A 25,055-nucleotide genomic window follows, 5' to 3' on the forward strand; every position below is an offset into this window, starting at 1 on the left:
ACTTAAAACACATCCGCGATATTCGGCACTCTATGTGTAAATCGGACTTAAGCGGACGGGTTCGGAGAAGACACGCCGAAAACCCTTGCCTACCTGGGGTTTCGGGCCTATGGCGCGACGGCCACTCGGGCCCTAGAGTCGCGAGCACGCTTCGCGTTTCTGGGAGGGCGAATGACGAGCGCGCCGATGCCCGAGTTCCCCGCCGGCTTCCGCTGGGGGGTGTCCACGTCCGCGTACCAGATCGAGGGGGCGGTCGCCGCCGACGGCCGCGGGCCGTCCATCTGGGACACCTTCGCCCACTCCCCCGGCCGGATCGTCGACGGCAGCACGGGCGACGAGGCGTGCGACCACTATCACCGCTACGCCGAGGACGTCGGGCTGCTGGCCGGGCTCGGGGTGTCGGCGTACCGGTTCTCCGTGGCGTGGCCCCGGGTGCAGCCCACCGGCACGGGCGCGGCGAACCCGGCCGGGCTGGACTTCTACGACCGGCTGGTGGACGCGCTGCTCGCCGCCGGTGTGGACCCGGTGGCCACCCTGTTCCACTGGGACCTGCCACAGGCCCTGGAGGACACCGGAGGCTGGCTGAACCGGGACACGGCCCACCGCTTCGCCGAGTACGCCGACCTGGCCGCCGCCCGGCTCGGCGACCGGGTGAAGCTCTGGATCACGCTCAACGAGCCGTTCGTCCACATGAGCCTCGGGCACGGCATGGGCGTGCACGCACCCGGCAAGACGCTGCTCTTCGACGCCTTCCCGGTGGCCCACCACCAGCTTCTCGGGCACGGCCTCGCCGTCTCCGCGCTGCGCGCCCGCAGCACCAGCCCGGTGGCCATCGCCAACAACTACTCCCCGGTGCGGCTGGCCGGGGACACCGACGCCGACCGGGCCGCCGGGGCGGCGTACGACGCCCTGCAGAACCGGCTCTTCACCGACCCGCTGCTCGGCCGCGGCTACCCCGAGGAGCCCGGCTTCGACCCGGGCGTGGTCCGCGCCGGCGACCTCGACGTGATCGCCGCCCCGATCGACGTGCTCGGCGTGAACTACTACAACCCGACCGGCATCCGCGCGCCCGCCGACGAGGACTCGCCACTGCCGTTCGAGATCGTGCCGCTGACCGGATACCCGCGCACCGCCTTCGACTGGCCGGTGGTCCCGGACGGGCTGCGCGAGCTGCTCGTCCAGCTCCACCAGCGGTACGGGGACGCCCTGCCACCGATCCAGATCACCGAGAGCGGCTGCGCGTACGACGACGTGCCGGACGCCGACGGCTCGGTGCCCGACCCGGACCGGATCGCGTACCTGGACGGGCACGTGCGGGCGGTGCGCGAGGCGATGGCCGAAGGGGTGCCGGTGACCGGGTACTTCGTCTGGTCGCTGCTGGACAACTGGGAGTGGGCCGAGGGCTTCACGAAGCGGTTCGGCCTGGTGCACGTCGACTACGCCACCCAGCGGCGCACCCCGAAGTCGTCGTACGCCTGGTTCCGGGACCTGATCCGGCGATGACCACCGTCAACCCGACGCCGGCCTCGCTGCCGGCGGCGCTCGCCGAGCCGACCGTGCCGGTGCGGCGGAGCTGGATCGCGCTGATCTTCGCGGCCAACCTGGGCGTCTGGATGGCGTTCTTCACCCCCATCCAGGTGCTGCTGCCGCAGCAGGTGGAGCGGATCGCGCCGGCCGACAAGGAGGCCATGCTGGCGGTGGTCACCGGCCTGGGCGCGCTCGCCGCCGTGCTGGCGAACCCCCTGGCGGGAGCGCTGTCCGACCGGACCTCGCTGCGCCTGGCCAACCGGCACCTGGGCCGCCGGCACGTCTGGACCGCCACGGGCGCGGTGGTCGGTGCGTTCGCCCTCGTGGTGCTGGCCCGGCAGAACACGATCGCCGGGGTGGCCGTGGCCTGGGTCGCCGCCCAGGTCTGCTTCAACGCCATGCTGGCCAGCCTCACCGCCGCCATCCCCGACCGGGTGCCGGTGGCGCAGCGCGGCGGCGTCTCCGGCTGGGTGGGCATCCCGCAGGCGCTCGGCCTGGTGGTCGGCGCGGTGCTGGTCACCGCCGTGGTCACCGGCAACGCCGCCGGGTACGCCGCCATCGCGCTCGCGGTGCTGCTGCTGTCGCTGCCGTTCGCGCTGCTCACCCAGGACGACCCGCTGCCCCGGGAGCACCGGTCGCCGCTGCGGGCGCGGGCGCTGCTCGCCTCGATGTGGATCAGCCCGCGCCGGCACCCCGACTTCGCCTGGGCGTGGTTCACCCGGTTCCTGGTGCAGACCGGCAACGCGCTGGGCACGCTCTACCTGCTCTACTTCCTCAGCGACGGGGTGCGGGTGGCCGACCCCGAGGGCGCCCTGCTCGTGCTGATCCTGCTCTACACCCTCGGCATGATGCTCACCGCCGTCGTGGCCGGGCGGCTCTCCGACCGGTCGGGCCGGCGCAAGGTGTTCGTGATCGTCTCCGGGCTGATCATGGCGGTGGCGGCGGTGCTGCTCGCGGTGGCGCCGATCTGGCCCATGGCGATCGTCGCCGCGCTGCTGCTCGGCGCCGGCTACGGGGTCTACCTGGCGGTGGACGCCGCGCTCATCACGCAGGTGCTGCCGGCCGCCACCGACCGGGCCAAGGACCTCGGCGTGATCAACATCGCCAATTCGGCGCCGCAGGTGCTCGGCCCGGCGCTCTCCGCCCCGATCGTGGTCCACCTGGGCGGATATCCGACCCTGTACGCCGTGACGGCGGTGGTCACCCTGGTCGGCAGCGTCCTGGTCCTGAAGATCAAGGCGGTGCCCTGAACCGGCCCCCTGCCGGACTGCGGTCGCGGCCCGCCGTAGGCTGGGGGACGTGACGGTACGTGTACGCTTCGCCCCCTCCCCGACCGGAATGTTCCACGTCGGCGGCGCCCGCTCGGCCCTGCAGAACTGGATCTACGCCAAGCAGCAGGGCGGGGTGTTCGTGCTCCGCATCGAGGACACCGACGCGGCCCGCAACAAGCCCGAGTGGACCGAGGGCATCCTCTCGGCGCTCGACTGGATCGGCATCGCGCGGGGCACCTACGAAGGGCCGTACTTCCAGTCCACGTACGCGGGTGAGCACCGGGCCGCCGCGCAGCGGCTCTACGAGGGCGGCCGGGCGTACTACTGCGACTGCACCCGGGAGGACGTGCAGGCGCGCACCGGCTCGCAGTACCAGGGCTACGACGGTTACCACCGCGACAAGGGCCTCGGCCCCGGCGAGGGCCGGGCGCTGCGGTTCCGCACCCCGGACGAGGGCGAGACCGTGGTGGTCGACCTGATCCGTGGCGAGCCGACGTTCGAGAACAAGCTGATCGAGGACTTCGTGATCGCCCGCGGCGACGGTTCGCCGGTCTTCCTGCTGGCCAACGTCGTCGACGACATGACCATGGGGATCACCCACGTGATCCGGGCCGAGGAGCACCTGCCCAACACGCCGAAGCAGCAGCTGCTCTGGGACGCGCTCGGCGTCAAGCCGCCGATCTGGGCGCACGTGCCCGTGGTGGTCAACGAGAAGCGGCAGAAGCTGTCCAAGCGGCGGGACAAGGTCGCCCTGGAGGCGTACCGGGACGAGGGCTACCTCGCCGAGGCGATGCGCAACTACCTCATGCTGCTCGGCTGGGCGCCCTCCGGCGACCGCGAGATCGTGCCCTGGTCGGTCATCGAGGAGGAGTTCCGGCTCGACGAGGTCAACCCCTCCCCGGCGTTCTTCGACGAGAAGAAGCTGCGCGCCTTCAACGGCGACTACATCCGGGCGCTGCCGGTGGAGGACTTCGTCGCCGCGTGCCAGCCGTGGCTCACCGGCACCGACACCATCGCCCCGCCGCCGTGGCAGCCGGCCGAGTTCGACCCCGCCGCGTTCGCCGCGGTGGCGCCGCTGGCACAGACGCGGATCGCGGTGCTCAGCGAGATCGTGCCGAACGTCGACTTCCTCTTCCTGGCCGACCCGCTCATCGACGAGGGCGCCTGGGCGAAGGCCATGAAGGAGGGCGCGGCCGACCTGCTGGACGCGGCGATCGCCGCGTTCGAGGCGCTGGAGACCTGGGACGCCGAGTCGCTGAAGGCCACGCTGGAGGCGGTCGGCGCGGAGCGCGGCCTCAAGCTGGGCAAGGCGCAGGCCCCGGTCCGCGTCGCGGTCACCGGCCGGACCGTCGGGCTGCCGCTGTTCGAGTCGCTGGAGGTGCTCGGCCGCGACCGCACCCTGACCCGGCTGCGGGCCGCCCGGGTGCGCCTCTTCTGACTCTGGCTCGACCGGCGCCCGCGGTCGCTCCTCGGAGTCACCGGACGTCGCGGGTGCCGCCGCCGGGGACCGGTGGCGTGCCCGGGCGCGCCGGCACGTCGCCCAGCAGCGTCTCACCCAGGTCGGTGAGGCGGTGCAGCACGAGGTTGCCGTGCCGCTGGCTGCTGATGAGCCCGGCCTCCCGCAGGATGGTGGTGTGGTGGCTGGTGGTGGCCGGCGAGATGCCGGCGCGCCGGGCCAGTTCGCCGGTGGTGGCGCCCCGGACGGTGGCGCGAAGGACGGCCAGGCGGGTGTGGCCGAGCAGCGGGCCGAGCCGGCGTTCCGGGTCGGCCGGTGACCCCGGCCCGGTCGTCGGGTCCGGTCGCTGTCGGCGGGCCGGGTAGACCAGGGCCGGGGGCAGCTCGGGATCGGCCAGCGCGATCGGCGCGTGCCAGCAGAAGTACGACGGGATCAGGGCGATCCCCCGGCCGTCGAGGTGCATGTCCCGGTCCTCCGGGTAACCGTTCACGGACAGCACCGGCGGGTCCCACCGCACGTCCGGACCCAGGTCGTCGAGGATCTGCCCGGCGCCGGTCTCGAGTACCCGGGCCCCGCGCAGGGCCCGGTCGCCGGAGACGGCGGCGCCGATCTGCGGAAGGTGAGGGGCGACCGCGACCCGGAAGTAGGCACGCAGCGCATCGCCGAGGCCGTGCAGGGCGGCGAGCCGGCCGGCGGCCAGGTCGCTCAGCCAGGCGCCGTTGGCGGGAGCCGCCATCCGCCCCAACTCGGTGCGGATCCGCCGGCTCGGGGTGCCGAGCACCCGGTCGATCCCCTCGTCGAGGTCGGTGACCGGACCGGGCGTCAGGAAGTCCGGGAAGTACCGCTTGAGCGGCGCGACAGGCAGCAGCCGTTCGCGGACCACCGGGACGAGACCCGCCCGTTGCAGGTCCCGGCGCACCTGCCGGTACCAGCCGGCGTAACCGGCGTAGCCGGCCCGGGTCTGCAGGCGGTGCAGACTGCAGACGATCTCCCACAGTGGATCCGGCTGGACCGCCAGCCGGGTACGGCTGAGGTCCTGGGCCGTGAAGTGGATCCGCAGAGTCCGCATGGCGCACAGTGTTCCGAGATCGATCGACGCGCTCAGTCTCGTCCGCGACATTGACATACATCGACATCTGTCACCCGCCGTCAACACCGGCGTGCGACGGCCGGGCGGGGCGGCAGCCGTTCGGCTGCCGCCCCGCGGTGCACCATGGTTCAGCCGACGCTGCAGCTCGACCGCCACCGGTGGGAGGCGATGTTGTCGTTGGTGTTCTGCATGTAGCCGTCGCGGTTGGAGCCCCAGGTGAACCAGGCTCCCGTGAGGTCGTCCCAGGCGTCGCCGGCACCCAGGCAGGCGTACGCGCCGGTGTAGTCGGGGTGGATGTAGAGGGCGACCGGCCGGCCGGTGTTCGAGTCGTTCCACGCCGAGGACGCCAGGTTGCGCATGCTGGCCCGGTTGTTGTTGTCGCAGTTGGCGTTCTCGGCGACGTTGATGGTGTCCCAGTTGTTGTCGGCGTTGTACCACCAGCACCACCGGCCCGCCCAGTAGGCGTCCTGGCTGACGTACAGGTAGCCGCTGCCGGCCGCCACGCGGTGCGGGTCGGCGTGCGGCGCCGGCCTGCGCGCGGCCTGCGCCGCGGTGGCGGTGACGGCCAGCGCGGCCAGCACCGCGACCAGGGTGGCCACCAGGGACCGTACTGCTCTCATGGGGTTTCCTCCCGTTGGGGTTTCCGCCGTGACGGGTCCGCCACGGAGTTCGTGAGGTGTCAGCCGCCGGCCAGCACGGCACGGGCGCGCGGCAGCGCGGCACCTTCGAGGCGGAGCCGGTCGGCCACCTCGGTGGGGAACTGCCGTTCGACGGCGCGCCGGTGCTCGGCGTCGAGCCGCCGGGCGAGCCGGCCGAGTCCCGTCTCCGTGGCGCAACTCGCCTCGGCAACGGCCAGCCGGACCTCGCCGGCCGGGACGGTGCCGGACGCCGGTTCGGGCACCGACGCGCGGGCGGCGGCCGGGTCGGCGTAGTCGTGCCCGGCGCCGCGCATGCACCGCCGCCACGCCGTCACACCGGCGGCGTAGCGGCGATCGGCGAGCACCCGGCCGACGCGCAGCCCGGCGAGGTTGTCGGTCGTCTTCGCGGCGCGGTACCAGGCGGGCAGGTCGCCGTAGAGGTGGCGCTCCGCCTCCGAGGTGCAGCTGTGGCTGCTGCGGCGCAGCACGCCGCCGGCCGGCAGCGTCGCGCGCAGGGCGTCCGGCTCGCCGGGGTCGCCGTTGACGGCGCGTACGGCGGCCGCCGCGCGCTCCGGCGGCAGCTCCCGGGCGTACCGGGTGTTCGGGTCGGCCGCCATGGCCGCCTCGAACCGGCGTTCCAGCACCCCGCCGTAGCCGTGACGGCGGGCGTAGGACACGTCGTCGAGGACGTACGGGAACTCGCGCAGCTCCGGCACCGGGCGCCGGGGCACCGGCCAGTAGCGGAACCCGCGGCGCTGCATGCAGTCACGGATCAGCAGCTGCGTCGCAGCGTGCAGCACCTCCGCCGCCGGGGCGGACGCGGCCGGCGCGGCCGGCGGCGGCGCGGTCGCCACCGGTTGCCGCCCGGCGGCGCCGTGGTCGCCGGGCGGTGGTGTCGTGTCGCGGCCGGCACCCACCGCTGCGCCGACCGCCACCGCGAGGACCGCCGAGACCGCGACGGCGTACCACCAGGACCGTGACCGGCGCGACCCACCCGCCATGACACCCACCTCGGCCGTCCGGGGCGCCGGATGCGCCCGTCAGGACACAGCCTCGGTACCCGGCGCGCGCCGGGACAGGGGACTTCGATGAGGCTCGAACGACCGGGCCGGGCCCCGTCGCGTAGGCGGCGTCAGCCGCGGGCGGACCGGCGGCGCAGCAGCAGGCCGCCACCCAGCGCGACCAGCGCCACGGCGACGCCGGCCGCCCACAGCCAGCCCGTACCCCCGTCGGAGTCGACCTCGTCGGCGGCGGGCGTGGGACTCACCGCGGAGGTCGCCGGCGACGCCGCCGGGGTGCTCGGCGCGGCGGTGGCCGGGGTGGCGGTCGCCGACGGCGGTGCGGCCGCCGTCCCGGTGGTGAGGGTGAAACGGATCTCCCCGCTGACCGGGTGGCCGTCCGCCGAACCCACCCGGTAGGCCACGATGTAGAGCCCGGCCGCGCCCGGGGTGAACGGCACGCTCACCCGGTTGCCGGCGAAGGTCGGCGCGCCACCGGCGGCGGGCACGTTGTCCGGCCCGGTGATGGTGATCTTCGTCGCCGCGGGCGCCGGCGAGGCGAGGAAGCGCAGCTCGACCCGCTTCGGCGCAGTGGCCACCCGCGCCCCGTTCTTCGGATCGCTGCCGGTCAGCGAGTTGTGCGCGGCCGCCGGCGTGGCCGGCAGCAGCACCGACACCCCGGCCACCAGCCCGAGCACCACCGACCACGCCGCTGTCGCACGGGCGACCCTGCCCCCCATGAACCCCTCCATCCGGGTACGATCCGGCCGCTGATCATCGGCCGCTCTGTTGGTCGGTCACAGATCGCACATAGTTCCAAATACTCTTCCAGCGAGTGCAACCCAGCGCCGTTCTGCGGAGTCTTTGAGGGTGAACGCCGGTCCGCGCCCGGCGCCTCACCCCTCGGCCGGTCCAGCGCGGAAGCCACCCATCGAACGGGGCGAGGAGGCGGCGATGGTCCGGAAGGTGAGGCGGCTGCTGGCAGCCGCGGCCGGGACGGTGGTGGCGATCGCGTGCTCGCTGGCCCTCGTCGGCACGACCCCGGCGCAGGCGGCGCCGAAGCCCAAGCTCGCACCGGCCGGAGTGGACATCACCGGCGACCGGCTCGACCAGCCGCTCCAGCTGCGCGCCGACACCCGGCCCGCCGAGGTCAACATGGTCGTCGACCAGGTCAAGTGGCTGGGCGCCACCGGCCAGCAGCGCGGCCCCGCGGCCGAGGACCTCGGTCCCAAGTACACGATCGTGCTGTTCGTCGCCGGGACGGCGAGCAAGACCTACGACCTCTACCCGCTCGCCAAGGGCGGCCCCCGGGTCTACCGCCCGGCCAGGCAGCCGGACCTGAGCAAGACCCGGGCCGGCTGGTTCTTCGGCCGGCTCAACATGTCCGAAACGCTGCGCACCGTGGGCGTGCCGCTGGAGCGACAGTTCGACACCATCAGCGGCGGCATCGGCGGCGGCGAGCGGGTCATCCCGGAGGAGGCGCTCGACCCGGTGGAGGACATCGACGCCGCGCTCGGTGAGCTCCAGCGGCTGCTGCTGCTCAACGTCGGTGTCATGGTGGTCATCACCGCCGGGCTCGCCGGCATCGCGCTGCTGGTGCGCCGCCGCACCCGCTGAGCCGGGGGTCACACCTCCAGCACGACCTTGCCCCGGACGTGTCCCGCCGCCACCAGGCGCTGCGCCTCGGCCGCCTCGGCCAGCGGGAACGTCCGGGCCACGTGCACGGCGAGCCGGTCGGCGTCGACCAGCCCCGCCAGCACGCTCAGGTCGGCCGTGGACGGCTTCACGAAGACGTAGCTGCCGCCGAGCCGCGTGACGTGCTCCGGATCGGCCGTGGAGATCAGCCGCGCCGGCCGGGCGATCAGCTCGGCCGAGACGTCCAGGGCGTCGCCGCCGAACAGGTCCAGCGCCACGTCGACCCCGTCGGGCGCGACCGCGCGCACCCGGTCCAGCAGGCCCTCGCCGTAGCTGACCGGCTCCGCGCCCAGCGACCGGACGAAGTCGTGGTTGGCCTCGCTCGCCGTGCCGATCACCCGGCCGGCGCCGAGCGCCCGGGCCAGCTGCACCGCCAGGTGCCCCACCCCGCCGGACGCGCCGTGCACCAGCACGGTGTCACCCGCGCCCGTGCGGGCCAGCTGCAACGCCTGGTAGGCGGTGAGCCCGGCCAGCGGCAGGCCGCCCGCCTCGGCCCAGGACGCCTGCACCGGCTTGTCGGCGAGGCAGCGTTCGGGAGCCGGCACCAGTTCCGCGTACGTGCCGTGCTGCACGTCGTCGCGCCGGACGTAGCCGATGACCTCGTCACCGACGGCGAACCCGGCAACCGCCGGCCCGACGGCCTCGACCACGCCGGCCGCGTCCCAGCCGGGCACCAGCGGGAAGTGGCTCGGCATCAGGGCGTCGAGGCGCCCCTCGCGGATCTTCCCGTCGACCGGGTTCACCCCGGCGGTGCGCACCCGCACCAGGACCGTGTCCGGCCCGACCGGCGGGGCGGGCAGCTCGCGGAGAGCGAGCCGGTCGACCGGCCCGTACGCGTCGATGGCGATCGCCTTCACCCCGCCCACGCTAGCCGCCGGACGGCGGCCGCGGGGTCAGCACCAGCGGCGCGGGGGCCGCTCCCGGCGCACCGTGCGGCTGCGCGGCCGGACCGCGCCGTGCCGGTGGGCGCCCGCCCAGCCGGGCAGATCGCTGCGGCAGCCCTGGGCCGGCTCCGCCTCTCCCCCGGCCGGGGGCACCGGCTCGGTGGCCCGCTGGCGGGGCACGGGCGGCTCGTCGTCGGCGCGCTCGGGCGCCCAGCCGGCGGCCGGCTCCGGGTGGGTCAGGCCCGCCCGGCGCGGGTGCTTGGCGGGCGCCGGCTGCTCGTGGTGGCCCGGCCGGCAGGGCTCGCCCTGGGCGCAGCCGTGCTCGGCCTCTCCCTGCGCCATCCCGGTCTCCTCACGTTCGCCTTCGCCCGCCGGGCGGTCGTCACCCCGACGTGCCCTGACACCGTACTGGCCGGGCCCGACGGGGTGTTCGGCGCGTACCCGTGGAGATCGTTCGGAGACCGGAACCGGTCAGGCCCGGCGGGCGGCGTCGAGGTCGGCGCGGGTGAGCAGGGCGTGCAGCGCGAGGCCGTGCCCGGCGAGCGCCTCCGCGCCGCCCTCGCCCCGGTCGATCACGCAGAGCGCGTGCTCGACCGTGGCGCCCAGCTCGCGGAGCTGGCCCGTGGAGATCGCCACCTGACCGCCCGAGGTCACCACGTCCTCGACGACCAGCACCCGCCGCCCGGCGACGTCCGCGCCCTCGGCCAGCCGGGCGGTCCCGTACGCCTTGGCGGTCTTGCGGACGAACGCGCAGGGCAGCCCGACGTGGCGGGCCAGCGCCGTGACCACCGGGATGCCGCCCAGCTCCAGGCCGGCGAGCACCTCGGTGCCGGGCGGAACCAGCCCGGCCAGGCCGGCGGCGACCCGGTCCAGCAGCACGGGGTCGGCCTCGAACCGGTACTTGTCGAAGTACTCGTCGGCGACCCGGCCGGAGCGGAGCAGGAAGCGTCCGGTGAGTCGGCAGGTGGCGTCGATGTCGCGGGCGAGGTCGGCGAGGGCGCGCGGGGTGTCGGTCACGAGAGATCATTGTCACCGGTCGCCGCCGTAGCCCGGCCCCCGGGCGGGCCTCGGAGTGGAGCCGCTGGTCAGGGCGTGTCAGGCTGGTGCCGTGAGCGAACCGGGCGGGACCGAGCTGTCGGCGACGCTGCGCCGCATCGAGCGGGCGGCGGGCGCGCTGTCGACCGCCAGCGTGGCGCGGATGGACGAGACGCTGCCCTGGTTCCGGGAGCTGCCGGCCGACCAGCGCTCCTGGGTCATGCTGGTCGCCCAGGCCGGCGTCCGGTCGCTGGTGCAGTGGCTGCACCAGGGCGGCGGCGCCACCGACAGCACCCAGGAGGTGTCGGACGAGGTCTTCGCCGCCGCGCCGCAGGCCCTCGCCCGCTCGATCACCCTCCAGCAGACCGTGGCGCTCATCAAGGTCACCATCGAGGTGGTCGAGGAGCAGGTGTCCCACCTGGCCGTGAAGGGTGAGGAGCAGCTCCTGCGGGAGGCGGTGCTGCGCTTCTCCCGGGAGATCGCCTTCGCCGCCGCCCGGGTCTACGCCCGCGCCGCGGAGACCCGGGGCTCCTGGGACGCCCGGTTGCAGGCGTTGCTCGTGGACGCGCTGCTGCGCGGCGACTCCCCCGACGTGCTGGCCAGCCGGGCGGCGGCGCTGGGCTGGTCGGACGCGCCCCCGGTGGCGGTGGCGGTGGGCCGCTCCCCGGGTGGCGAGGTGGCCGCCGTGCTGCACACCGTCTACCGGCAGGCCCGCCGGATCGGCGTCGAGGTGATCGGCGGCGTGCACGGTGACCGGCTGGTCATCGTGCTGGGCGGGGCGGCCGACCCGGTGGCGGCCACCGAGAAGCTGCTCACCGCGTTCGGCGAGGGTCCCGTGGTGGTCGGACCGGCCGTGCCCAGCCTGGACGAGGCGACCGACTCGGCGCGCGCCGCGCTGGCCGGCTTCCGGGCCGCGCCGGCCTGGCCGACCGCGCCCCGCCCGGTCTCCGCCGCCGACCTGCTGCCCGAGCGCGCCCTCGCCGGCGACGCCGAGGCCCGCCGCCGGCTGCGCCACGACGTGTACGCACCCCTGGCCCGGGCCGGCGGCGAGCTGCTGGAGACGCTGGACGCCTTCTTCGCCGCCGGTGGCACGCTGGAGAGCGCGGCCCGGGCACTCTTCGTGCACCCGAACACCGTGCGTTACCGGCTCAAGCGGGTCGCCGAGGTGGCCGGTTTCTCGCCGCTCACGCCGCGGGACGCGTTCACCCTGCAGGTGGCCCTGACGGTCGGCCGGCTGGACCCGGTGGTCCCGGGCGTCGCACCGGTCCCGACCCAGACAATGGGCCCAGCGACGGGCAAAACGCCACAGACAGGTGATGATCGGCGCCGATCTTTGTAGGTATCCTCCAAACCTTCTAGTGCGGTTTCGTGCCGTGCGTTACAGCGCGACCCGCGAGTATCCGTCACAGTCGTAGACGTGCTCGCCGTACTCTCACCCGGACAGGGTTCGCAGAAGCCCGGTTTCCTGACGCCCTGGCTCGACCTGCCCGACGCCGCGGCGCGCCTGCGCTCGTGGTCGGAGCTGGCCGGGGTCGACCTGCTCCACCTGGGCACCGAGGCGGACGCGGACGAGATCAAGGACACCGCCCGCACCCAGCCGCTGCTCGTCGCCGCCGCACTGCTCGCCGCCGAGCACCTCCCGATGCAGGACGTCGGGCTGGTCGCCGGCCACAGCGTCGGCGAGCTGGGCGCCGCGGCCCTGGCCGGGGTGCTGCCCGCCGAGGCGGCCGTGACCCTCGCCGGCGCTCGGGGCCGGGAGATGGCCGCCGCCTGCGCGCTGGAGCCGACCGGGATGGCCGCCGTGCTCGGCGGCGACCCCGACGAGGTGCTCGCCGCCCTGGAGTCGCACGGGCTGCACCCGGCCAACCGCAACGGCGCCGGCCAGATCGTCGCCGCCGGCGCGGTGGCCGGGCTGGAGAAGCTCGCCGCCGAGCCGCCGGCCCGGACCCGGGTCATCATGCTCAAGGTGGCCGGCGCCTTCCACACGCCGTACATGGCCCCGGCCGAGGCCGCGCTGGCCGAGGTGGCCGCCGGCATCACCCCCGCCGACCCGGCCCGGATCCTCCTCTCCAACCTGGACGGCACCGCGGTCGAGGACGGCGGGGAGCTGGTCCAGCGGCTGGTCCGCCAGGTCACCGCCCCGGTCCGCTGGGATCTCTGCATGCGCACGATGGCCGACCTCGGCGTGACCGGCGTCATCGAGCTGCCGCCGGCCGGCACCCTCGCGGGCCTGGTGAAGCGGGAGCTCAAGGGCCCGGGCGCGCCCGAGATCGTCACCCTGAACACCCCCGACGACCTGCCCGCCGCGCGGGACCTGATCGCCCGGCACAGCGCGTGAGCACGAACAACGAGCCGACCCTGCGGGTCCCGCAGTCGCGAACGGAAGGTAACCACTGATGCCCGGCAGCCGGATCGTCGCGATGGGGCACTACCAGCCCTCCCGCGTGGTCACCAACGACGACCTCGCCCAGATGGTCGACACCAACGACGAGTGGATCCGGGACCGGGTCGGCATCGTCACCCGGCGGATCGCCGGTGACGAGACGGTTGCCGACATGGCGACCGCCGCCGCCGGCAAGGCGCTGGCCAACTCGGGCCTCACCGCGGCCGACATCGACCTCGTCGTGGTGGCCACCTGCACCTCGGTGGACCGCAGCCCCAACGTGGCCTGCCGGGTCGCGGCCAAGCTGGGCATCAACGCGCCGGGCGCGTACGACATCAACACCGCCTGCTCCGGCTTCGCGTACGCGCTGGGCACCGTCGACCACGCCATCCGGGCCGGCGCCGCGCGCAACGCGATCGTCATCGGCGCCGAGAAGCTCTCCGACTTCACCGACTGGACCGACCGCTCGACCTGCATCATCTTCGGCGACGGCGCCGGCGCGGCCGTGGTCACGGCGACCGCCGAGGGCGAGCCGGCGGGGGTGGGCCCGGTGGTGTGGGGCTCGGTGCCGGAGAAGAGCGACGCGGTCCGGATCGAGGGCTGGCGGCCGTACATCGCGCAGGAGGGGCAGGCGGTCTTCCGCTGGGCCACCACGGCGCTGGCCCCGCTCGCGCTCGAGGCCTGCGAGAAGGCCGGGGTCGCCCCGTCGGAGCTGGCCGCGTTCGTGCCGCACCAGGCCAACGCGCGGATCATCGACGGGATCGCCAAGCGGCTCGACATCCCCAACGCGATCGTCGCGAAGGACATCGTCGAGTCCGGCAACACGTCGGCGGCGAGCGTGCCGCTGGCCCTGTCGAAGATGGTCGAGCGGCGCGAGGTGCCCTCCGGGGCCCCGGTGCTGCTGTTCGGCTTCGGCGGTGGCCTGACCTACGCGGGTCAGGTCGTCCGCTGCCCCTGAAGACCCCCTCGGGCGTGAGCGCCGAGGTGTGACGACCGGCGTCGCCGGCCGTCGAGTGAACCCCCGATGAGAGGAACCAACCGCAATGACCCGTGACGAGATCACCGCCGGCCTCGCCGAGATCCTCGAAGAGGTTGCCGGGGTGAACCCGGACGACGTGGCCGAGGGGAAGTCCTTCACCGACGACCTCGACGTCGACTCGCTCTCCATGGTGGAGGTCGTGGTGGCGGCCGAGGAGAAGTTCGGCGTCAAGATCCCGGACAACGAGGTGCAGAACCTCAAGACCGTCGGTGACGCCGTCAGCTACATCGAGGCGCAGTCCTGATCATGAGTCGCCCCGACGTCGTCGTCACCGGGCTCGGCGCGACGACCCCGCTCGGCGGGGACGTCGCGTCGACCTGGGACGCCATGCTCGCCGGCCGCTCCGGGGTGAGTGCGCTCACCCAGGAGTGGGCCGCGCAACTGCCCGTGCGGATCGCCGCGCAGCTCGCCGTCGAGCCGTCGACGGTGCTGGACCGGGTCAAGCTCCGTCGGCTCGACCGCTCCGAGGCGATCGCCATCGTGGCGGCGCAGCAGGCCTGGGCGGACGCCGGCCTGGCCGACTCCGGGCTGGACCCGGAGCGGCTGGCGGTCAGCGTCGGCTCCGGCATCGGCGGCGCCACCACCCTGCTCGCCCAGGACGACATCCTGGAGGCGTCCGGCCCGCGGCGGGTCTCCCCGCACACCGTGCCGATGCTGATGCCGAACGGCCCGGCCGCCTGGGTCGGCCTGGAACTCGGCGCCAAGGCCGGGGTGCACTCGGTGGCCAGCGCCTGCGCGACCGGCGCGGAGGCGATCGCGCTGGGGCTGGACATCATCCGTTCCGGCCGGGCCGACGTGGTGGTGGCCGGCGGCACCGAGGCGGTCATCCACCCGCTGCCGATCGCCGGCTTCGCGTCGATGCGGGCCATGTCGACCCGCAACGACGATCCGGAGAAGGCGTCCCGCCCCTGGGACAAGGGCCGCGACGGCTTCGTCCTCGGCGAGGGCGCGGGCGTGGTGGTCCTGGAGCGCGCCGACCACGCCGCCGCCCGCGGCGCCCGGGTCTACGCGCGCCTCGCCGGCGCCGGCATCACCTCGGACGCGTACGACATCGTGCAGCCGCACGCCGAGGGCGAGGGCGCCATCCGGGCCATCGCCAAGGCGGTCGCGGACGCGGACGTCGCGAAGACCGACATCCGGCACGTCAACGCGCACGCCACCTCGACCCCGGTCGGCGACATGCTGGAGATCGGCGCGCTGCGCACGGCGGTGGGCGACCACCCGCTGCTGACGGCCACCAAGTCGATGACCGGGCACCTGCTCGGCGCGGCCGGCGCGCTGGAGTCGATCGCCACCATCCTGGCCATCCGGGACGGCGTCGTGCCGCCGACGATCAACCTGGACGACCCGGACGACGGGCTCACCCTGGAGGTCGCCGCGCACAAGGCGCGCCACCTGGAGATCCCCGCGGCGCTGAACAACGCGTTCGGCTTCGGCGGGCACAACGTGGCCCTGGTCTTCACCCGGGCCTGAGCACCACGCACCCGTCCGGGCCCGCGTCCTGTCAGGACGCGGGCCCGTACCGCGTCTCAGCCCCGGTTGCGGGGATGCTGCCGGGCGGTCCGTTCGTTGCCCCGCCGGTAGTTGCCGGTCCACCGGGCCATCACCAGTTGCGGGTCGTCGCCGACCTCGGCGAGGAACTGCGCGGCGCGCCCGCCTCGCAGCGTGGCGGCGACCCGGCCGTGGTGGGTGATCACCACGGAGCCGTCGGCCCGTTCGTCGTAGCGGAAGCCCTGCGCGCGCTCTCCCATGGGCGCCCACCCTGCCAGCGCCCGCGCCGGGTCGCACCCGGATTTGCCGGCGGGCCGGTCCGGGCCGGCCGCGGTCGTTAGGGTGAGGACCGCCGAGCCGTCGAGGAGCACCCGCCCGTGGAAGCGACCGAGATCCGCAAGCTCGCCGCGCTGGAGGACACCCACTGGTGGTACCGGGAGCGGCGGGTCCTGCTGGGCCGGGCGCTGCGCCGGTTGGCCGCGGCCGGCACCCGCCCGGGACGGGCGCTGGATATCGGCGCGGCCGGCGGCGGCAACACGCGGGTGCTGCGGGCGCACGGCTGGCGGCCCCTCGCGCTGGAATACAGCGCCGAGGGCGCCGGGGTGGCCCGGGAGCGGGGCCTGGCCGTGGTCCGGGCCGATGCCCGGCACCTGCCGGTGCCCTCGGCCGGCCTGGGCCTGGTGGTCGCCTTCGACATCCTGGAGCATTTCGACGAGGACCATCTCGCCGCCGCCGAGATCCGGCGGGTGCTGCGCCCCGGCGGGACGGCGCTCATCGCGGTGCCGGCCGACATGCGGCTCTGGTCGGCGCACGACGTGGCGGTCGGGCACGTCCGCCGCTACGACCGCGCCGGGCTGCGGGCCGTCGTGGCGAAGGCCGGCCTGGTGGTCGACGAGCTGTGGAGCTGGAACGTGCTGCTCCGCCCCGTCGCCGCCTGGCGGCGGCGCCGCTCGACCGGCTCGGATCTGGACGCGCCGCACCCGCTGGTCAACCTGGGGCTGCGCACGGTCGTCACGGCCGAGCGCCACCTGCCGGTGCGGGCGCTGCCCGGGGTATCGCTGATGCTGCGCGCCCACCGCCCCGCCGGCGGCTGAGCCGCAACGGGCGGCCAACCACTCTGCGTGACAGAGCTTTCCTCAGCCTCAGATTCACGCTGTGTGAGCGTCGCCGGTTGCCGATTTTCGTCTCATTTGCCCTACCAAGGACCCCGGACCAGGCACTCTTCCACGTTGGACGACGGAGCCCGGAACCCCACCCCGCCGCCTTTGCTCTGCAGCCATGAACGCAGCAGTGACCGCGCGTGCCTGCTGCGTGGAGGGCTGCAGAGCAAAGCGTCGGAGGGGCCCTCCTCCGCCCCCAGCCGGTTCATCACGCTGCGTCACTGCTGGCGCCGTGTCGGCCGCGCTGACCCCTTGGCGGGATCGCCGGCTGCGGCGACGAGCACCCCCGGGCCACCGCGAGCGCACCCTCAGCGCAGCCGGTAGACGGCCGTCCGGGAGTTCTCGAAGCGCAGGTCGGCCAGCGTCCGCAGGGCCGGTGACTCGGCGCCGACCTGCCGGTCCACCACCAGCCAACGCACCCCGTACCGGTCGCGCAGGTCGGCCAGGCCGGTGGCCGTGGGGGCCGTGAAGGCCTCGTCGTTGGCACGCTGCCGGTCGGTGTCCCAGAACGGCGCGTAGGGGCCGTCCGGCCGGCCGACCATCCGCGGCGCGAACGCCCACCCCTCGACCAGCACGGACCGCTCGGCGTAGCCGCTGAGCCAGAACGACCGGGCGTCGCACCACCCGTCCACCACCTCCCGGCAGTGCGCGTTGGTGGCGAGCACGTCGCCGGGGGCGCTGTGCGCGTGGACCCAGCGGGCCGCCTCGACCCGGGAGGCGGGCATCGCCACCACCGGGTACGCGCCGCCGTTCGGGTAGACCCGGGTCGCCGCGGCGTCCAGTACCAGCCCCGGCGCACCGGCGGTCAGCACGGCGGTGAGCAGCACGAGCCCGCCCCGGCCGGCCAGCCCCGGCCAGCGCCCCACGAGGGCCGGCCAGCAGAGGAACACCAGCACCGCCGGAACGGTCAGCACGGCCGCCCAGCGCAGCAGCGGCAGCACCGGGGCGTACGCGGGAACGGCCGGCGAACTGGTCGCGGAGCCGAGCTGCACCGCGGTGAGCAGCACGGCGAACCCCGCGGTGCCGGCGCCCAGCAGCCACCGGCCCCGGGGGGAGAGGGCGGCCCGCTCGGCCACCTCGGCCCAGCCCCAGGCGGACAGCAGCACCCCGAACGCGAAGCCGGTGCGGGTGAAGTACTGGTTGCTGCTGCCGGGGTGGCCGACGAGCAGGTAGATCGCCGGGCCGGCGAGCGCGCCGCCGAGCAGGAACACCTGCACGGGCTCGAGCCGCCCCCGGCGCAGCCGGAGCAGGGCCGCGGCGCCGGCCACCCGGAGCTGGAGATTGAGCAGGAACGCCAGACCGACCAGCGCCCACCACAGCGCCGTCCCCCCGGCCGATCGGCCGGCCGGCACGTAGGGGCGCAGCCCGGAGAAAGGGGCGAGGACCACGCCGTGGCTCTCGAAGGCGAACAGCACCGCTGTGGCGAACCCCTGCGCGGCCAGGGCCAGGCCGGCCGCGACCAGCGCCTTCCGGGGCAGCCGGCGGCACAGCACCAGGGTCGCCGCGGCGGTGAGGGCGAGCGCGGCCAGCACCACCGGCAGGGAACTGGCCTTCGCGCCGGTGGACGCGGCCAGGAAGAGGACCGCCAGCGCCCAGGCGCCGCGTCCCAGCGCGGGCACGGCCACCCCGCGGGCCCGGCCGACGAGCTCACCGAGCGCGGCGATCAGCGGGAGCAGCAACACCCAGCTGTACGTCATCGACGGGCTGCCCCAGACGATGAAGGTGGCCTGGCTGCCGAAGAGCTGGCGCCAGCCGTTCTCGAAGCCGAACTCGCCCACCGTGAACAGCAGCGCGGCGGCCACCACCCCGGCGTACGGGCGGCCGGTGATCCGCCAGCCGACCACGGCCACCAGCACGGCGGCGAGCGCGCAGAGCGCCGGCACGGCCAGCCGGAACAGCACCGTGGGCAGGTCCACCCCGCTGACCAGGCTGGTGGCGGCCAGGTGGGCGAAGCCGAACCAGTGGTAATGCAGCGGCTCCCCCGCGACCTGCGGCACCTCGGGCGGCACCTGGTGGGTGGCCGCCCCGGCGATGGAGAGCTGGAAGGCCAGGTCGATGTACTGGGCCTGCCCCTCGTCGGTGGGCAGCACCGGGTTGACGGCGAGGAACGAGCCGTACAGGTAGAGGGTGAACCCGGCCACCACCCCGGCCAGCGACCAGGCCCACCCCACCGGCGCCACGGTCGGGTACCGCACCCGCCAGTGCCGGCGCAGCCGGGGCACGGCCGCGAACGGCGCCACCACGGCGAGCGGCCAGAGCCGCAGCCAGCCGGGCAGCCCCGCCGCGGTGAAGCCGGCCCACGCCACGAGCTCCAGCACCAGGCCGACGGCCGCACCCATGGCCAGGTCCTCGACCAGGGTGTGCGGCCGGCGGCGCAGCGCGCGGAACACCAGCGTGCCGGGCAGCAGCACGGCCAGCGCCGCGTACGCCGTCCAGCGGGCGATCGCGCCGGCCGGGGTGCCGGCGGCCAGCAGCACCGCGGCCACGGCGGCGTACCCGGCCACGGCCGGGGCAACGCGCAGCGCGGCCGGACGGCGGCGCGGGTCGACGGCCGCCGTGGCGGCGCCGGTGGCGACGGCGGTCACCGCAGGCTGTCGGCCAGCTCGGCGGGATCCGGGTGGGCGGCGGCGCTGTCGGCGGCCACCAGGTACGCGGGCCGGCCCTGCACGGCCGTGTAGATGCGGGCCACGTACTCGCCGAGCAGGCCGAGGCAGAGCAGCTGCACCGCGCCGAGGAAGAGGATCGCCACGTAGAGCGAGGGCCAGCCGCTGACCGTGGCGCCGGCGAACCAGGCCAGCACGGCCACCACCACGAGCACCCCGCAGACGGCCACCCCGGCCAGGCCCAGCCAGGTGGCCACCCGCAGCGGGGCGGCGGAGAAGCTCGTGACGCTCTCGGCGGCCAGCCCGGCCATCCGGGACAGCGGGTACTTCGTCCGGCCGGCGGCGCGTTCCTGCCGCTCGTAGGTCACCTCGGCGCTGGGGAAGCCGAGCCAGGGCACCACCAACCGGAGCACCGGGCTGCGCTCGGGCAGCTCCCGCAGCGCCTCCACGACGGCCCGGCTGAGCAGCCGGAAGTCGCCGGCCTGGGCGGGAACCTGCTCGCCGACCACCCGCCGGACCAGCCGGTAGTAGCCGGCGGCGCTCCACCGCTTGAACCGGGTGTCCCGGCTGCGATCGGCGCGCACGGCGTAGACCACGTCGAGGCCGTCGGCGCGGGCCCGGCGGAGCAGCTCGACGATCACCTCGGGCGGATCCTGGAGGTCGGCGTCGATGCTGACCACGTACGCGCCCCGGGCGCGGAGCAGGCCGGCGTGCAGGGCAGCCTGGTGCCCGCTGTTGCGGCGCAGCCGGAGCACCCGCAGCTCGGGCCAGCCGACCCGCAGCGCGGCCAGCGCCGCCGGGGTGGCGTCGGTGCTGCCGTCGTCGACGGCCACCACCTCGTACGCCTCGCCGAGCCCGTCCAGCACGCCGCGCAGCCGCAGGGCGAGCAGCGGGAGGACGGCCTCCTCGTTGAACATCGGCACCACCACGGACAGGGCCGGCTGCGGCGCGGTCACGGCACTCGACCCCCCGGACTCCCTGGCGGCGGACGGGGCCGACGCTACCAGTCGGGCAGGTCGTGACCGGGCCGGTCGCCCCGCCTCGCCCCGGTCAGGTGCCGCAGGTGGTGGCGGGCAGGCCGGACACCTTGACCGGGGAGTGGCCGGTCGGGCGGGCCTTGCCGGCGAGCACCGCGGCCAGCGCGGTCATCGACGCCCGGGTGGACGAGTAGGTGGCCAGGAGGGTCGGCGACTTCGCCCCGGCCAGCACGTACGGGGTGTCCATGGCCACCGTCACGGTCGCGTCGGCGCGCAGGTCCTTGCTGCCGTCGCCGTACCCGACGAGGTGCACCACGGTGCCGCCGCTCGGCACCACCTTGACCCCGGCCGCGGTGAGCGCGTCGGCCAGCGCGGCCCGGGTGCGGTCCCGGCCCGCGGAGGCGGTGACGGTGACCGGGCCGGCGACCGGGCTGCCGCACCGGCCGCGCAGGATGGTCACCGCGGCGGCGGCCAGGTCGGCGGCGGCCTTGCGGTGCGCGGGGCTGTCCAGCGTCGACAGGGCCGGCGCCGGCCGGTCGGCCAGCTTGAACTTCATGGTCAGCACCCGGGTGACCGCCTCGACCAGCCGGGTCCGGGGCAGCGAGCCGTCCTTGAGCGCGGCGCGCAGCCCGTCGTACGCCTGGCCCACGTTCGGGGTCATGAGGATGAGGTCGTTGCCGGCGTTCAACGCCCGGACCGCGGCCTCCCCCGGCGACCACCGCTTGGCCGGCGCCATGTTCATCCCGTCGGTGATCACCACGCCCTGGAAGCCCAGCTGCCCGCGGAGCACGTCGGTGAGCAGCTTGTGGGAGAAGGTGGCCGGGGTGCCCGGGTCGACCGCCTTGACGTCCAGGTGGGCCGACATCACGGCCATGGCCCCGGCGTCGATCCCGGCGTGGAACGGCGGGAACGCGACCCGGTCCAGCACGGCGCGGGACTGCCCGACCACGGGCAGGTCGGTGTGCGAGTCGGCGGCGGTGAGGCCGTGCCCGGGGAAGTGCTTGACGGCGGCGCCGACCCCCTCGGCCTGGAGGCCGCGGACCGCGCCGGCCACCTGGGCCGAGGCGGTCGCCGGGTCGGCGCCGAAGGAGCGGGAGCCGATCACCGTGCTGCGGGTGGCCAGCACGTCGGCGACCGGCGCGAAGTCCAGGTTGACGCCCATGGCGGCCAGCTCGGCGCCGGCGGCCCGCCAGGCGGCCTCGGTGAGCGCCGGGTTGCCGGCGGCGCCGGCGGCGAGCGGGCTGGGCAGCAGCGTCACCCCGTCGGTGATCCGGGTGACCACCCCGTACTCCTGGTCGGTGCCGACCAGGAAGGGGGCGGCGCCGGCGGGCAGCCGGCCGGCGGCCGCCCGCAGGCCGTCGGTCAGGGCGCGGACCTGCTTCGGGTTGTCGACGTTGGTGGTGGCCTGGTTGCCCGAGGTGGGGTCGTCGGCGCTGAAGCCGACCAGGATGAGGCCGCCGAGGCGGTACTTCGCGACCATCTCCGCGGGGGTGCCGACCCCGGCCAGAGCGCGGTTGCCGGCCGCCGAGCCGGGCGAGACCTTCGTGGCGGAGCTGCCGTACGCGTAGGGCATCAGCACCTGGCCGACGAGATCCTCGTCGGAGAGCGTCGCCACCAGGGCGGCCGCCCGGGCGGCCGGGTCGGCGCCGGTCGGGGTGGGGGCGGCCGACGACGGGGCCGGCGCCGGGCTCGACGGGGCGGGTCGGGGCCGTTCGGGCTCACCCGAGCACCCGGAGACGAGCAGCGCGGTCAGTGCGGCGAACGCGACGCCGACGCGACGCGGGGAAATCGACACGCGCCCCACCGTATCGGGGCAACTTGACCTTCCGTCAGCCCACCCGGGTGAGCAGCGTCACGGGGGCGCCGTCCCCGGCGTAGCGGTAGGGCTCCAGTTCGGCGTCCCACGCGGTGCCGAGGGCCTTGTCGAGGGCGTGGGCGAGCGCCTCCGGTGCCCGGGCGGAGGCCATGATGCTGCGCAGCCGGTCCTCGCCGAGCTGGATGTCACCGGCCGCGCCCACGGTGGCCCGGAACAGGCCGCGCCCCGGGACGTACATGAACCGCTCGCCGTCGACTCCGGGGCTGGGCTCCTCGGTCACCTCGAAACGGATCATGGGCCACTGCCGGAGGGCAGCAGCCAGTTCGGCGCCGGTCCCCGGGCTGCCGGTCCACCCGCACTCGGCGCGGCGCGCCCCCGGATCGACGGGCTGGGCCGTCCAGTGCAGGTTGACCGGCGCGGCGAGGACGCGCGCGATCGCCCACTCGACGTGCGAGCACACGGCGAGCGGGGTCGAGTGGACGTATACGACGCCACGCGTTGGCACGGTGACCTCCCGGTGAGCCGAGGTGCGTCTTCCCCTACGACCTCGTCCACACGAGTGGCCTCTGGAACACATGATGACCCGTGTGACGGATGGTGCGCCAGCGAATCGGAAAATTCGCCGGTGCCGGTGACCGGGAAATACCCGGGAGGCTGACCCGGTTGTGCTCCCTGACGGCGCGATGACCAGCCAGGCGTCGAGGTCGTGTACAGTTCTCTGGGCGGTTCTGTGCCGCCGCACGTCTTCGCGGGCTGACGCTCACCCCGGGCGTCAAACCGCACATCAGCCCCCGGACGGTTTCCGTCCTCCCGTACGTCTGCAAGGAGTACCTCCGTGGCGAGCAACACCTCTAAGACCGCGCGCGCGTCAGTCCGGGCCGGCCAGGCTGGCCAGGGTGGCGCCCTCAGCGTGCTGGGCGAGTTCAAGTACCTGATCCCGCTCAACGGCGGCAAGCACGCCTACGTGCGCAACCTGACCAACGGCAAGACCGCGCACCTGCGCACCGACTCCGACGCCTTCGTCGAGGAGATCCGCGTGCTGGCCGCCGCCGGCCACGCCGCCAAGGTCCGCGCCGAGATCAACGCGCTGGCCGCCACCCACCCGGACCACGGCTGGGACAAGACCGAGAAGCGTCTCGTCGAGGCCGGCGTCTTCGAGGGCTGAGCGCCCTCACCCGCGACACCACGAACCGCCCGCCGGGTCACCCGGCGGGCGGTTCTGTCTGCTCACTCCTCCGGGAGCAGCGCCACCTCGCCGGTGGCCAGGTCGTAGAGGGCGCCGACCACGGCCACCTGCCCGGCCGCCACCGGGCCGGCCAGCAGGTCCTCGGCGCGCAGGGCGGCCACCGTGCGCCGGACGTGCCGCCGCACGGCCAGGGGGTGGGCGGCCGGGTCGTCCACGCCCACCTCGTGGACCGCCGGTGTGATCCGGTCCACCACGTAGCCCAGCGCACCACCGGGTCGTTCCCCGGCGCGCAGCGCGTCGACCGCCGCGCCCACCGCGCCGCAGCGCTCGTGCCCGAGCACCATCACCAGCCGCACGCCGAGCTGCCCGACCACGTACTCGATCGAGCCGCAGACCGCCCGGTCGAGCACGTGCGCGCCGGTGCGGATCACACAGATCGAGCCGAACGTCTGGTCGAAGATCGCCTCCAGCGGCACCCGCGAGTCGATGCAGCCCAGCACCACGGCGTACGGCTGCTGGTCGCCGGAGGCCACCGCGGCGGCCGCCGTCACGTCGTGGCCGTGCACCGGCTGCCCGCTGACGAAGCGCCGGTTGCCGGCGAGCAGCTCGGCCAGGGCGGCCCGGGGCGTCCGGGCGGCGGGGGTGGGCATGCCCTCCAGCCTGGTCACCGATCCGGCGCCGTGCGGCGGGGTTGGGAATCTTCTCACCACCCCGGTTGCCGTGCTGTCATGACGGGTACGCCGGTGTTACCGCCGGGTCACTCCGGTGTGACGGACACCGGCCGGCCCGGGGAGGTGGCACATGCCGGAGCATCTGGAGGTGCGGCTTCCGGACGGCGTACGCCTGCACGTGACCGCGACCGGGCCGGTCGACGCCGAGGTCACCGCCGTCCTGCTGCACGGCTGGACGCTGGACGGGCGCAGCTGGCACCACCAGCTCGCGGGGCTGCGCGACCGCTTCGGCGACCGGGTCCGGGTGCTCACCTACGACGCCCGGGGGCACGGCCGGTCGAGCTGCATGGCGCTGCGCACCGCCACCCTGGCCCAGCTCGGCGACGACCTGGCCGCCGTGGTCGACCAGCTCGTCCCGTCCGGGCCGATCGTGCTGGTCGGGCACTCCATGGGCGGGATGACCGTGATGGAGTACGCCCACCGTCACCCCGACCGGTTCGCCGACCGGGTCGCCGGCCTGGTCTTCGTCTCGACCACCGCCGAGGGGCACACCCACACCGTCTACGGGCTGTCCCCGCGGATCGCCCGGCTGATCCGGCTCGCCGAGACCACCGGCGCCGGGGTGCTGGCCCGCTGCGGCGCCTGGCGCCCGCCGCACGCGCTGCTGCGGGCGCTCCGCCCGAGCATCCGCTGGATGCTCTTCGGCGACCGCTGCGACCCCGCCGACATCCGGCTGGTCACCTCGGCGGTGGCCCGTGCCTCGCTGCGCTCGATCGGCGGGTTCCGCGCCTCGATCGGGGCCCAGCACCGGCTGGACACCCTCGCGGCGCTCGGCCGGTTGCCGGCCGCCGCGCTGGTCGGCGACCGGGACCGGCTCACCCCGCCGCCGTGCGCCGAGTCGATCGCCGCGGCGCTGCCCACCACCGAGCTGACCGTCTGCCCGGGCGCCGGTCACATGCTCATGATGGAACGTCCCGACGAGGTGACCGCGACCGTCGCCGGGGTGCTGGGCCAGGTGCTCACGGGGACGGGGGCGGGCGCGTCCGGGCACGGGGTGGGAACGCCCGGATAACGGGCAACCCGCACGGGCGGGCGACGGGCAGCGGCATGGCCCCGACACGGGCCGGGTGGGCGG

General features: G+C 75.0%; 25 protein-coding genes. 12 read left to right on the forward strand and 13 right to left on the reverse strand.

Features of this window, described 5'->3' with window-relative positions; translation table 11 throughout:
• Positions 1 to 171 precede the first annotated feature (171 nt).
• The 3 genes from GCE86_RS17955 to gltX all read left to right on the forward strand — a co-directional run bounded on the left by GCE86_RS17955 (position 172) and on the right by gltX (position 4,236).
• Positions 172 to 1,503 (forward strand): GH1 family beta-glucosidase, encoded by a 1,332-nt coding sequence (locus GCE86_RS17955; RefSeq protein ID WP_239542885.1) that lies wholly within the window; start codon positions 172 to 174, stop codon positions 1,501 to 1,503.
• The gene (locus tag GCE86_RS17960; RefSeq protein WP_154228033.1) at positions 1,500 to 2,777 is read left to right on the forward strand and encodes an MFS transporter; all 1,278 of its coding nucleotides are present in this window, start codon (positions 1,500 to 1,502) and stop codon (positions 2,775 to 2,777) included. Before GCE86_RS17955 ends, GCE86_RS17960 begins: the two co-directional genes overlap by 4 nt.
• A gap of 88 nt (positions 2,778 to 2,865) precedes the next feature.
• The gene (gltX, locus tag GCE86_RS17965) at positions 2,866 to 4,236 is read left to right on the forward strand and encodes a glutamate--tRNA ligase (protein WP_239542912.1); all 1,371 of its coding nucleotides are present in this window, start codon (positions 2,866 to 2,868) and stop codon (positions 4,234 to 4,236) included.
• Between the two features lie 37 nt (positions 4,237 to 4,273).
• Here the strand turns inward: gltX and GCE86_RS17970 are convergent, their stop codons facing one another.
• The 4 genes from GCE86_RS17970 to GCE86_RS17985 all read right to left on the reverse strand — a co-directional run bounded on the left by GCE86_RS17970 (position 4,274) and on the right by GCE86_RS17985 (position 7,720).
• A complete protein-coding gene (locus tag GCE86_RS17970; protein WP_154228035.1) occupies positions 4,274 to 5,323 on the reverse strand; it encodes an ArsR/SmtB family transcription factor in 1,050 nt (349 codons plus the stop codon).
• A 149-nt stretch (positions 5,324 to 5,472) separates the two neighbouring features.
• Positions 5,473 to 5,964, reverse strand: a complete 492-nt coding sequence (locus GCE86_RS17975; RefSeq protein WP_154228036.1) for a hypothetical protein — start codon at positions 5,962 to 5,964, stop codon at positions 5,473 to 5,475.
• Positions 5,965 to 6,023: 59 nt separating this feature from the next.
• A complete protein-coding gene (locus GCE86_RS17980; RefSeq protein ID WP_154228037.1) occupies positions 6,024 to 6,983 on the reverse strand; it encodes a hypothetical protein in 960 nt (319 codons plus the stop codon).
• 131 nt (positions 6,984 to 7,114) lie between these two features.
• Entirely contained in the window at positions 7,115 to 7,720 is a 606-nt protein-coding gene (locus GCE86_RS17985; protein ID WP_154228038.1) for a copper resistance CopC family protein, read from the reverse strand.
• Between the two features lie 214 nt (positions 7,721 to 7,934).
• On the opposite strand from GCE86_RS17985, the gene GCE86_RS17990 reads away from it, so the two are divergent.
• Complete coding sequence (locus tag GCE86_RS17990) at positions 7,935 to 8,597, forward strand: hypothetical protein (protein WP_154228039.1); 663 nt, start codon at positions 7,935 to 7,937, stop codon at positions 8,595 to 8,597.
• Between the two features lie 8 nt (positions 8,598 to 8,605).
• On the opposite strand, the gene GCE86_RS17995 is transcribed toward GCE86_RS17990, so the two are convergent.
• The 3 genes from GCE86_RS17995 to GCE86_RS18005 form a co-directional block, all read right to left on the reverse strand.
• A complete protein-coding gene (locus tag GCE86_RS17995; protein WP_154228040.1) occupies positions 8,606 to 9,532 on the reverse strand; it encodes an NADP-dependent oxidoreductase in 927 nt (308 codons plus the stop codon).
• Positions 9,533 to 9,568: 36 nt separating this feature from the next.
• On the reverse strand, positions 9,569 to 9,901 hold the full coding sequence (locus tag GCE86_RS18000; protein WP_154228041.1) for a hypothetical protein: 333 nt from the start codon (positions 9,899 to 9,901) through the stop codon (positions 9,569 to 9,571).
• A gap of 129 nt (positions 9,902 to 10,030) precedes the next feature.
• A complete protein-coding gene (locus GCE86_RS18005) occupies positions 10,031 to 10,576 on the reverse strand; it encodes an orotate phosphoribosyltransferase (RefSeq protein WP_154228042.1) in 546 nt (181 codons plus the stop codon).
• A 91-nt stretch (positions 10,577 to 10,667) separates the two neighbouring features.
• Between GCE86_RS18005 and GCE86_RS18010 the strand changes: the two genes are divergently transcribed.
• The 5 genes from GCE86_RS18010 to fabF all read left to right on the forward strand — a co-directional run bounded on the left by GCE86_RS18010 (position 10,668) and on the right by fabF (position 15,489).
• Positions 10,668 to 11,933, forward strand: a complete 1,266-nt coding sequence (locus GCE86_RS18010) for a PucR family transcriptional regulator (RefSeq protein WP_154228043.1) — start codon at positions 10,668 to 10,670, stop codon at positions 11,931 to 11,933.
• A 78-nt stretch (positions 11,934 to 12,011) separates the two neighbouring features.
• A complete protein-coding gene (locus GCE86_RS18015; RefSeq protein WP_154228044.1) occupies positions 12,012 to 12,932 on the forward strand; it encodes an ACP S-malonyltransferase in 921 nt (306 codons plus the stop codon).
• Between the two features lie 58 nt (positions 12,933 to 12,990).
• Positions 12,991 to 13,935, forward strand: coding sequence for a beta-ketoacyl-ACP synthase III (locus tag GCE86_RS18020; RefSeq protein WP_154228045.1), 945 nt, complete (start codon positions 12,991 to 12,993; stop codon positions 13,933 to 13,935).
• Between the two features lie 85 nt (positions 13,936 to 14,020).
• Positions 14,021 to 14,260, forward strand: a complete 240-nt coding sequence (locus tag GCE86_RS18025) for an acyl carrier protein (RefSeq protein ID WP_007072348.1) — start codon at positions 14,021 to 14,023, stop codon at positions 14,258 to 14,260.
• A gap of 2 nt (positions 14,261 to 14,262) precedes the next feature.
• Positions 14,263 to 15,489 (forward strand): beta-ketoacyl-ACP synthase II, encoded by a 1,227-nt coding sequence (fabF, locus tag GCE86_RS18030; RefSeq protein ID WP_154228046.1) that lies wholly within the window; start codon positions 14,263 to 14,265, stop codon positions 15,487 to 15,489.
• 56 nt (positions 15,490 to 15,545) lie between these two features.
• Here the strand turns inward: fabF and GCE86_RS18035 are convergent, their stop codons facing one another.
• Positions 15,546 to 15,767 carry a hypothetical protein gene (locus tag GCE86_RS18035; RefSeq protein WP_154228047.1) on the reverse strand — a complete coding sequence of 74 codons (222 nt, stop codon included), beginning with the start codon at positions 15,765 to 15,767 and terminating at the stop codon, positions 15,546 to 15,548.
• A 117-nt stretch (positions 15,768 to 15,884) separates the two neighbouring features.
• On the opposite strand from GCE86_RS18035, the gene GCE86_RS18040 reads away from it, so the two are divergent.
• Positions 15,885 to 16,601: a class I SAM-dependent methyltransferase gene (locus tag GCE86_RS18040; protein WP_154228048.1), complete on the forward strand. Its 717-nt coding sequence runs from the start codon at positions 15,885 to 15,887 to the stop codon at positions 16,599 to 16,601.
• 374 nt (positions 16,602 to 16,975) lie between these two features.
• Here the strand turns inward: GCE86_RS18040 and GCE86_RS18045 are convergent, their stop codons facing one another.
• The 4 genes from GCE86_RS18045 to GCE86_RS18060 all read right to left on the reverse strand — a co-directional run bounded on the left by GCE86_RS18045 (position 16,976) and on the right by GCE86_RS18060 (position 22,568).
• Complete coding sequence (locus GCE86_RS18045; protein WP_154228049.1) at positions 16,976 to 19,252, reverse strand: DUF2298 domain-containing protein; 2,277 nt, start codon at positions 19,250 to 19,252, stop codon at positions 16,976 to 16,978.
• Positions 19,249 to 20,226, reverse strand: coding sequence for a glycosyltransferase family 2 protein (locus GCE86_RS18050; protein ID WP_338106355.1), 978 nt, complete (start codon positions 20,224 to 20,226; stop codon positions 19,249 to 19,251). Before GCE86_RS18050 ends, GCE86_RS18045 begins: the two co-directional genes overlap by 4 nt.
• A 94-nt stretch (positions 20,227 to 20,320) precedes the next feature.
• Positions 20,321 to 22,051 (reverse strand): glycoside hydrolase family 3 protein, encoded by a 1,731-nt coding sequence (locus GCE86_RS18055; RefSeq protein WP_244317010.1) that lies wholly within the window; start codon positions 22,049 to 22,051, stop codon positions 20,321 to 20,323.
• Between the two features lie 25 nt (positions 22,052 to 22,076).
• On the reverse strand, positions 22,077 to 22,568 hold the full coding sequence (locus GCE86_RS18060) for a DUF3145 domain-containing protein (protein ID WP_154228051.1): 492 nt from the start codon (positions 22,566 to 22,568) through the stop codon (positions 22,077 to 22,079).
• 330 nt (positions 22,569 to 22,898) lie between these two features.
• On the opposite strand from GCE86_RS18060, the gene GCE86_RS18065 reads away from it, so the two are divergent.
• Entirely contained in the window at positions 22,899 to 23,228 is a 330-nt protein-coding gene (locus GCE86_RS18065; RefSeq protein WP_154228052.1) for a hypothetical protein, read from the forward strand.
• A 62-nt stretch (positions 23,229 to 23,290) separates the two neighbouring features.
• Here GCE86_RS18065 and GCE86_RS18070 read toward each other — a convergent pair whose 3' ends face one another.
• Positions 23,291 to 23,899: a carbonic anhydrase gene (locus GCE86_RS18070; protein WP_154228053.1), complete on the reverse strand. Its 609-nt coding sequence runs from the start codon at positions 23,897 to 23,899 to the stop codon at positions 23,291 to 23,293.
• A 151-nt stretch (positions 23,900 to 24,050) separates the two neighbouring features.
• On the opposite strand from GCE86_RS18070, the gene GCE86_RS18075 reads away from it, so the two are divergent.
• Positions 24,051 to 24,992, forward strand: coding sequence for an alpha/beta fold hydrolase (locus GCE86_RS18075; RefSeq protein WP_154228054.1), 942 nt, complete (start codon positions 24,051 to 24,053; stop codon positions 24,990 to 24,992).
• Positions 24,993 to 25,055 lie beyond the last annotated feature (63 nt).

The organism is Micromonospora terminaliae (genome assembly GCF_009671205.1).
Taxonomy (GTDB): domain Bacteria; phylum Actinomycetota; class Actinomycetes; order Mycobacteriales; family Micromonosporaceae; genus Micromonospora; species Micromonospora terminaliae.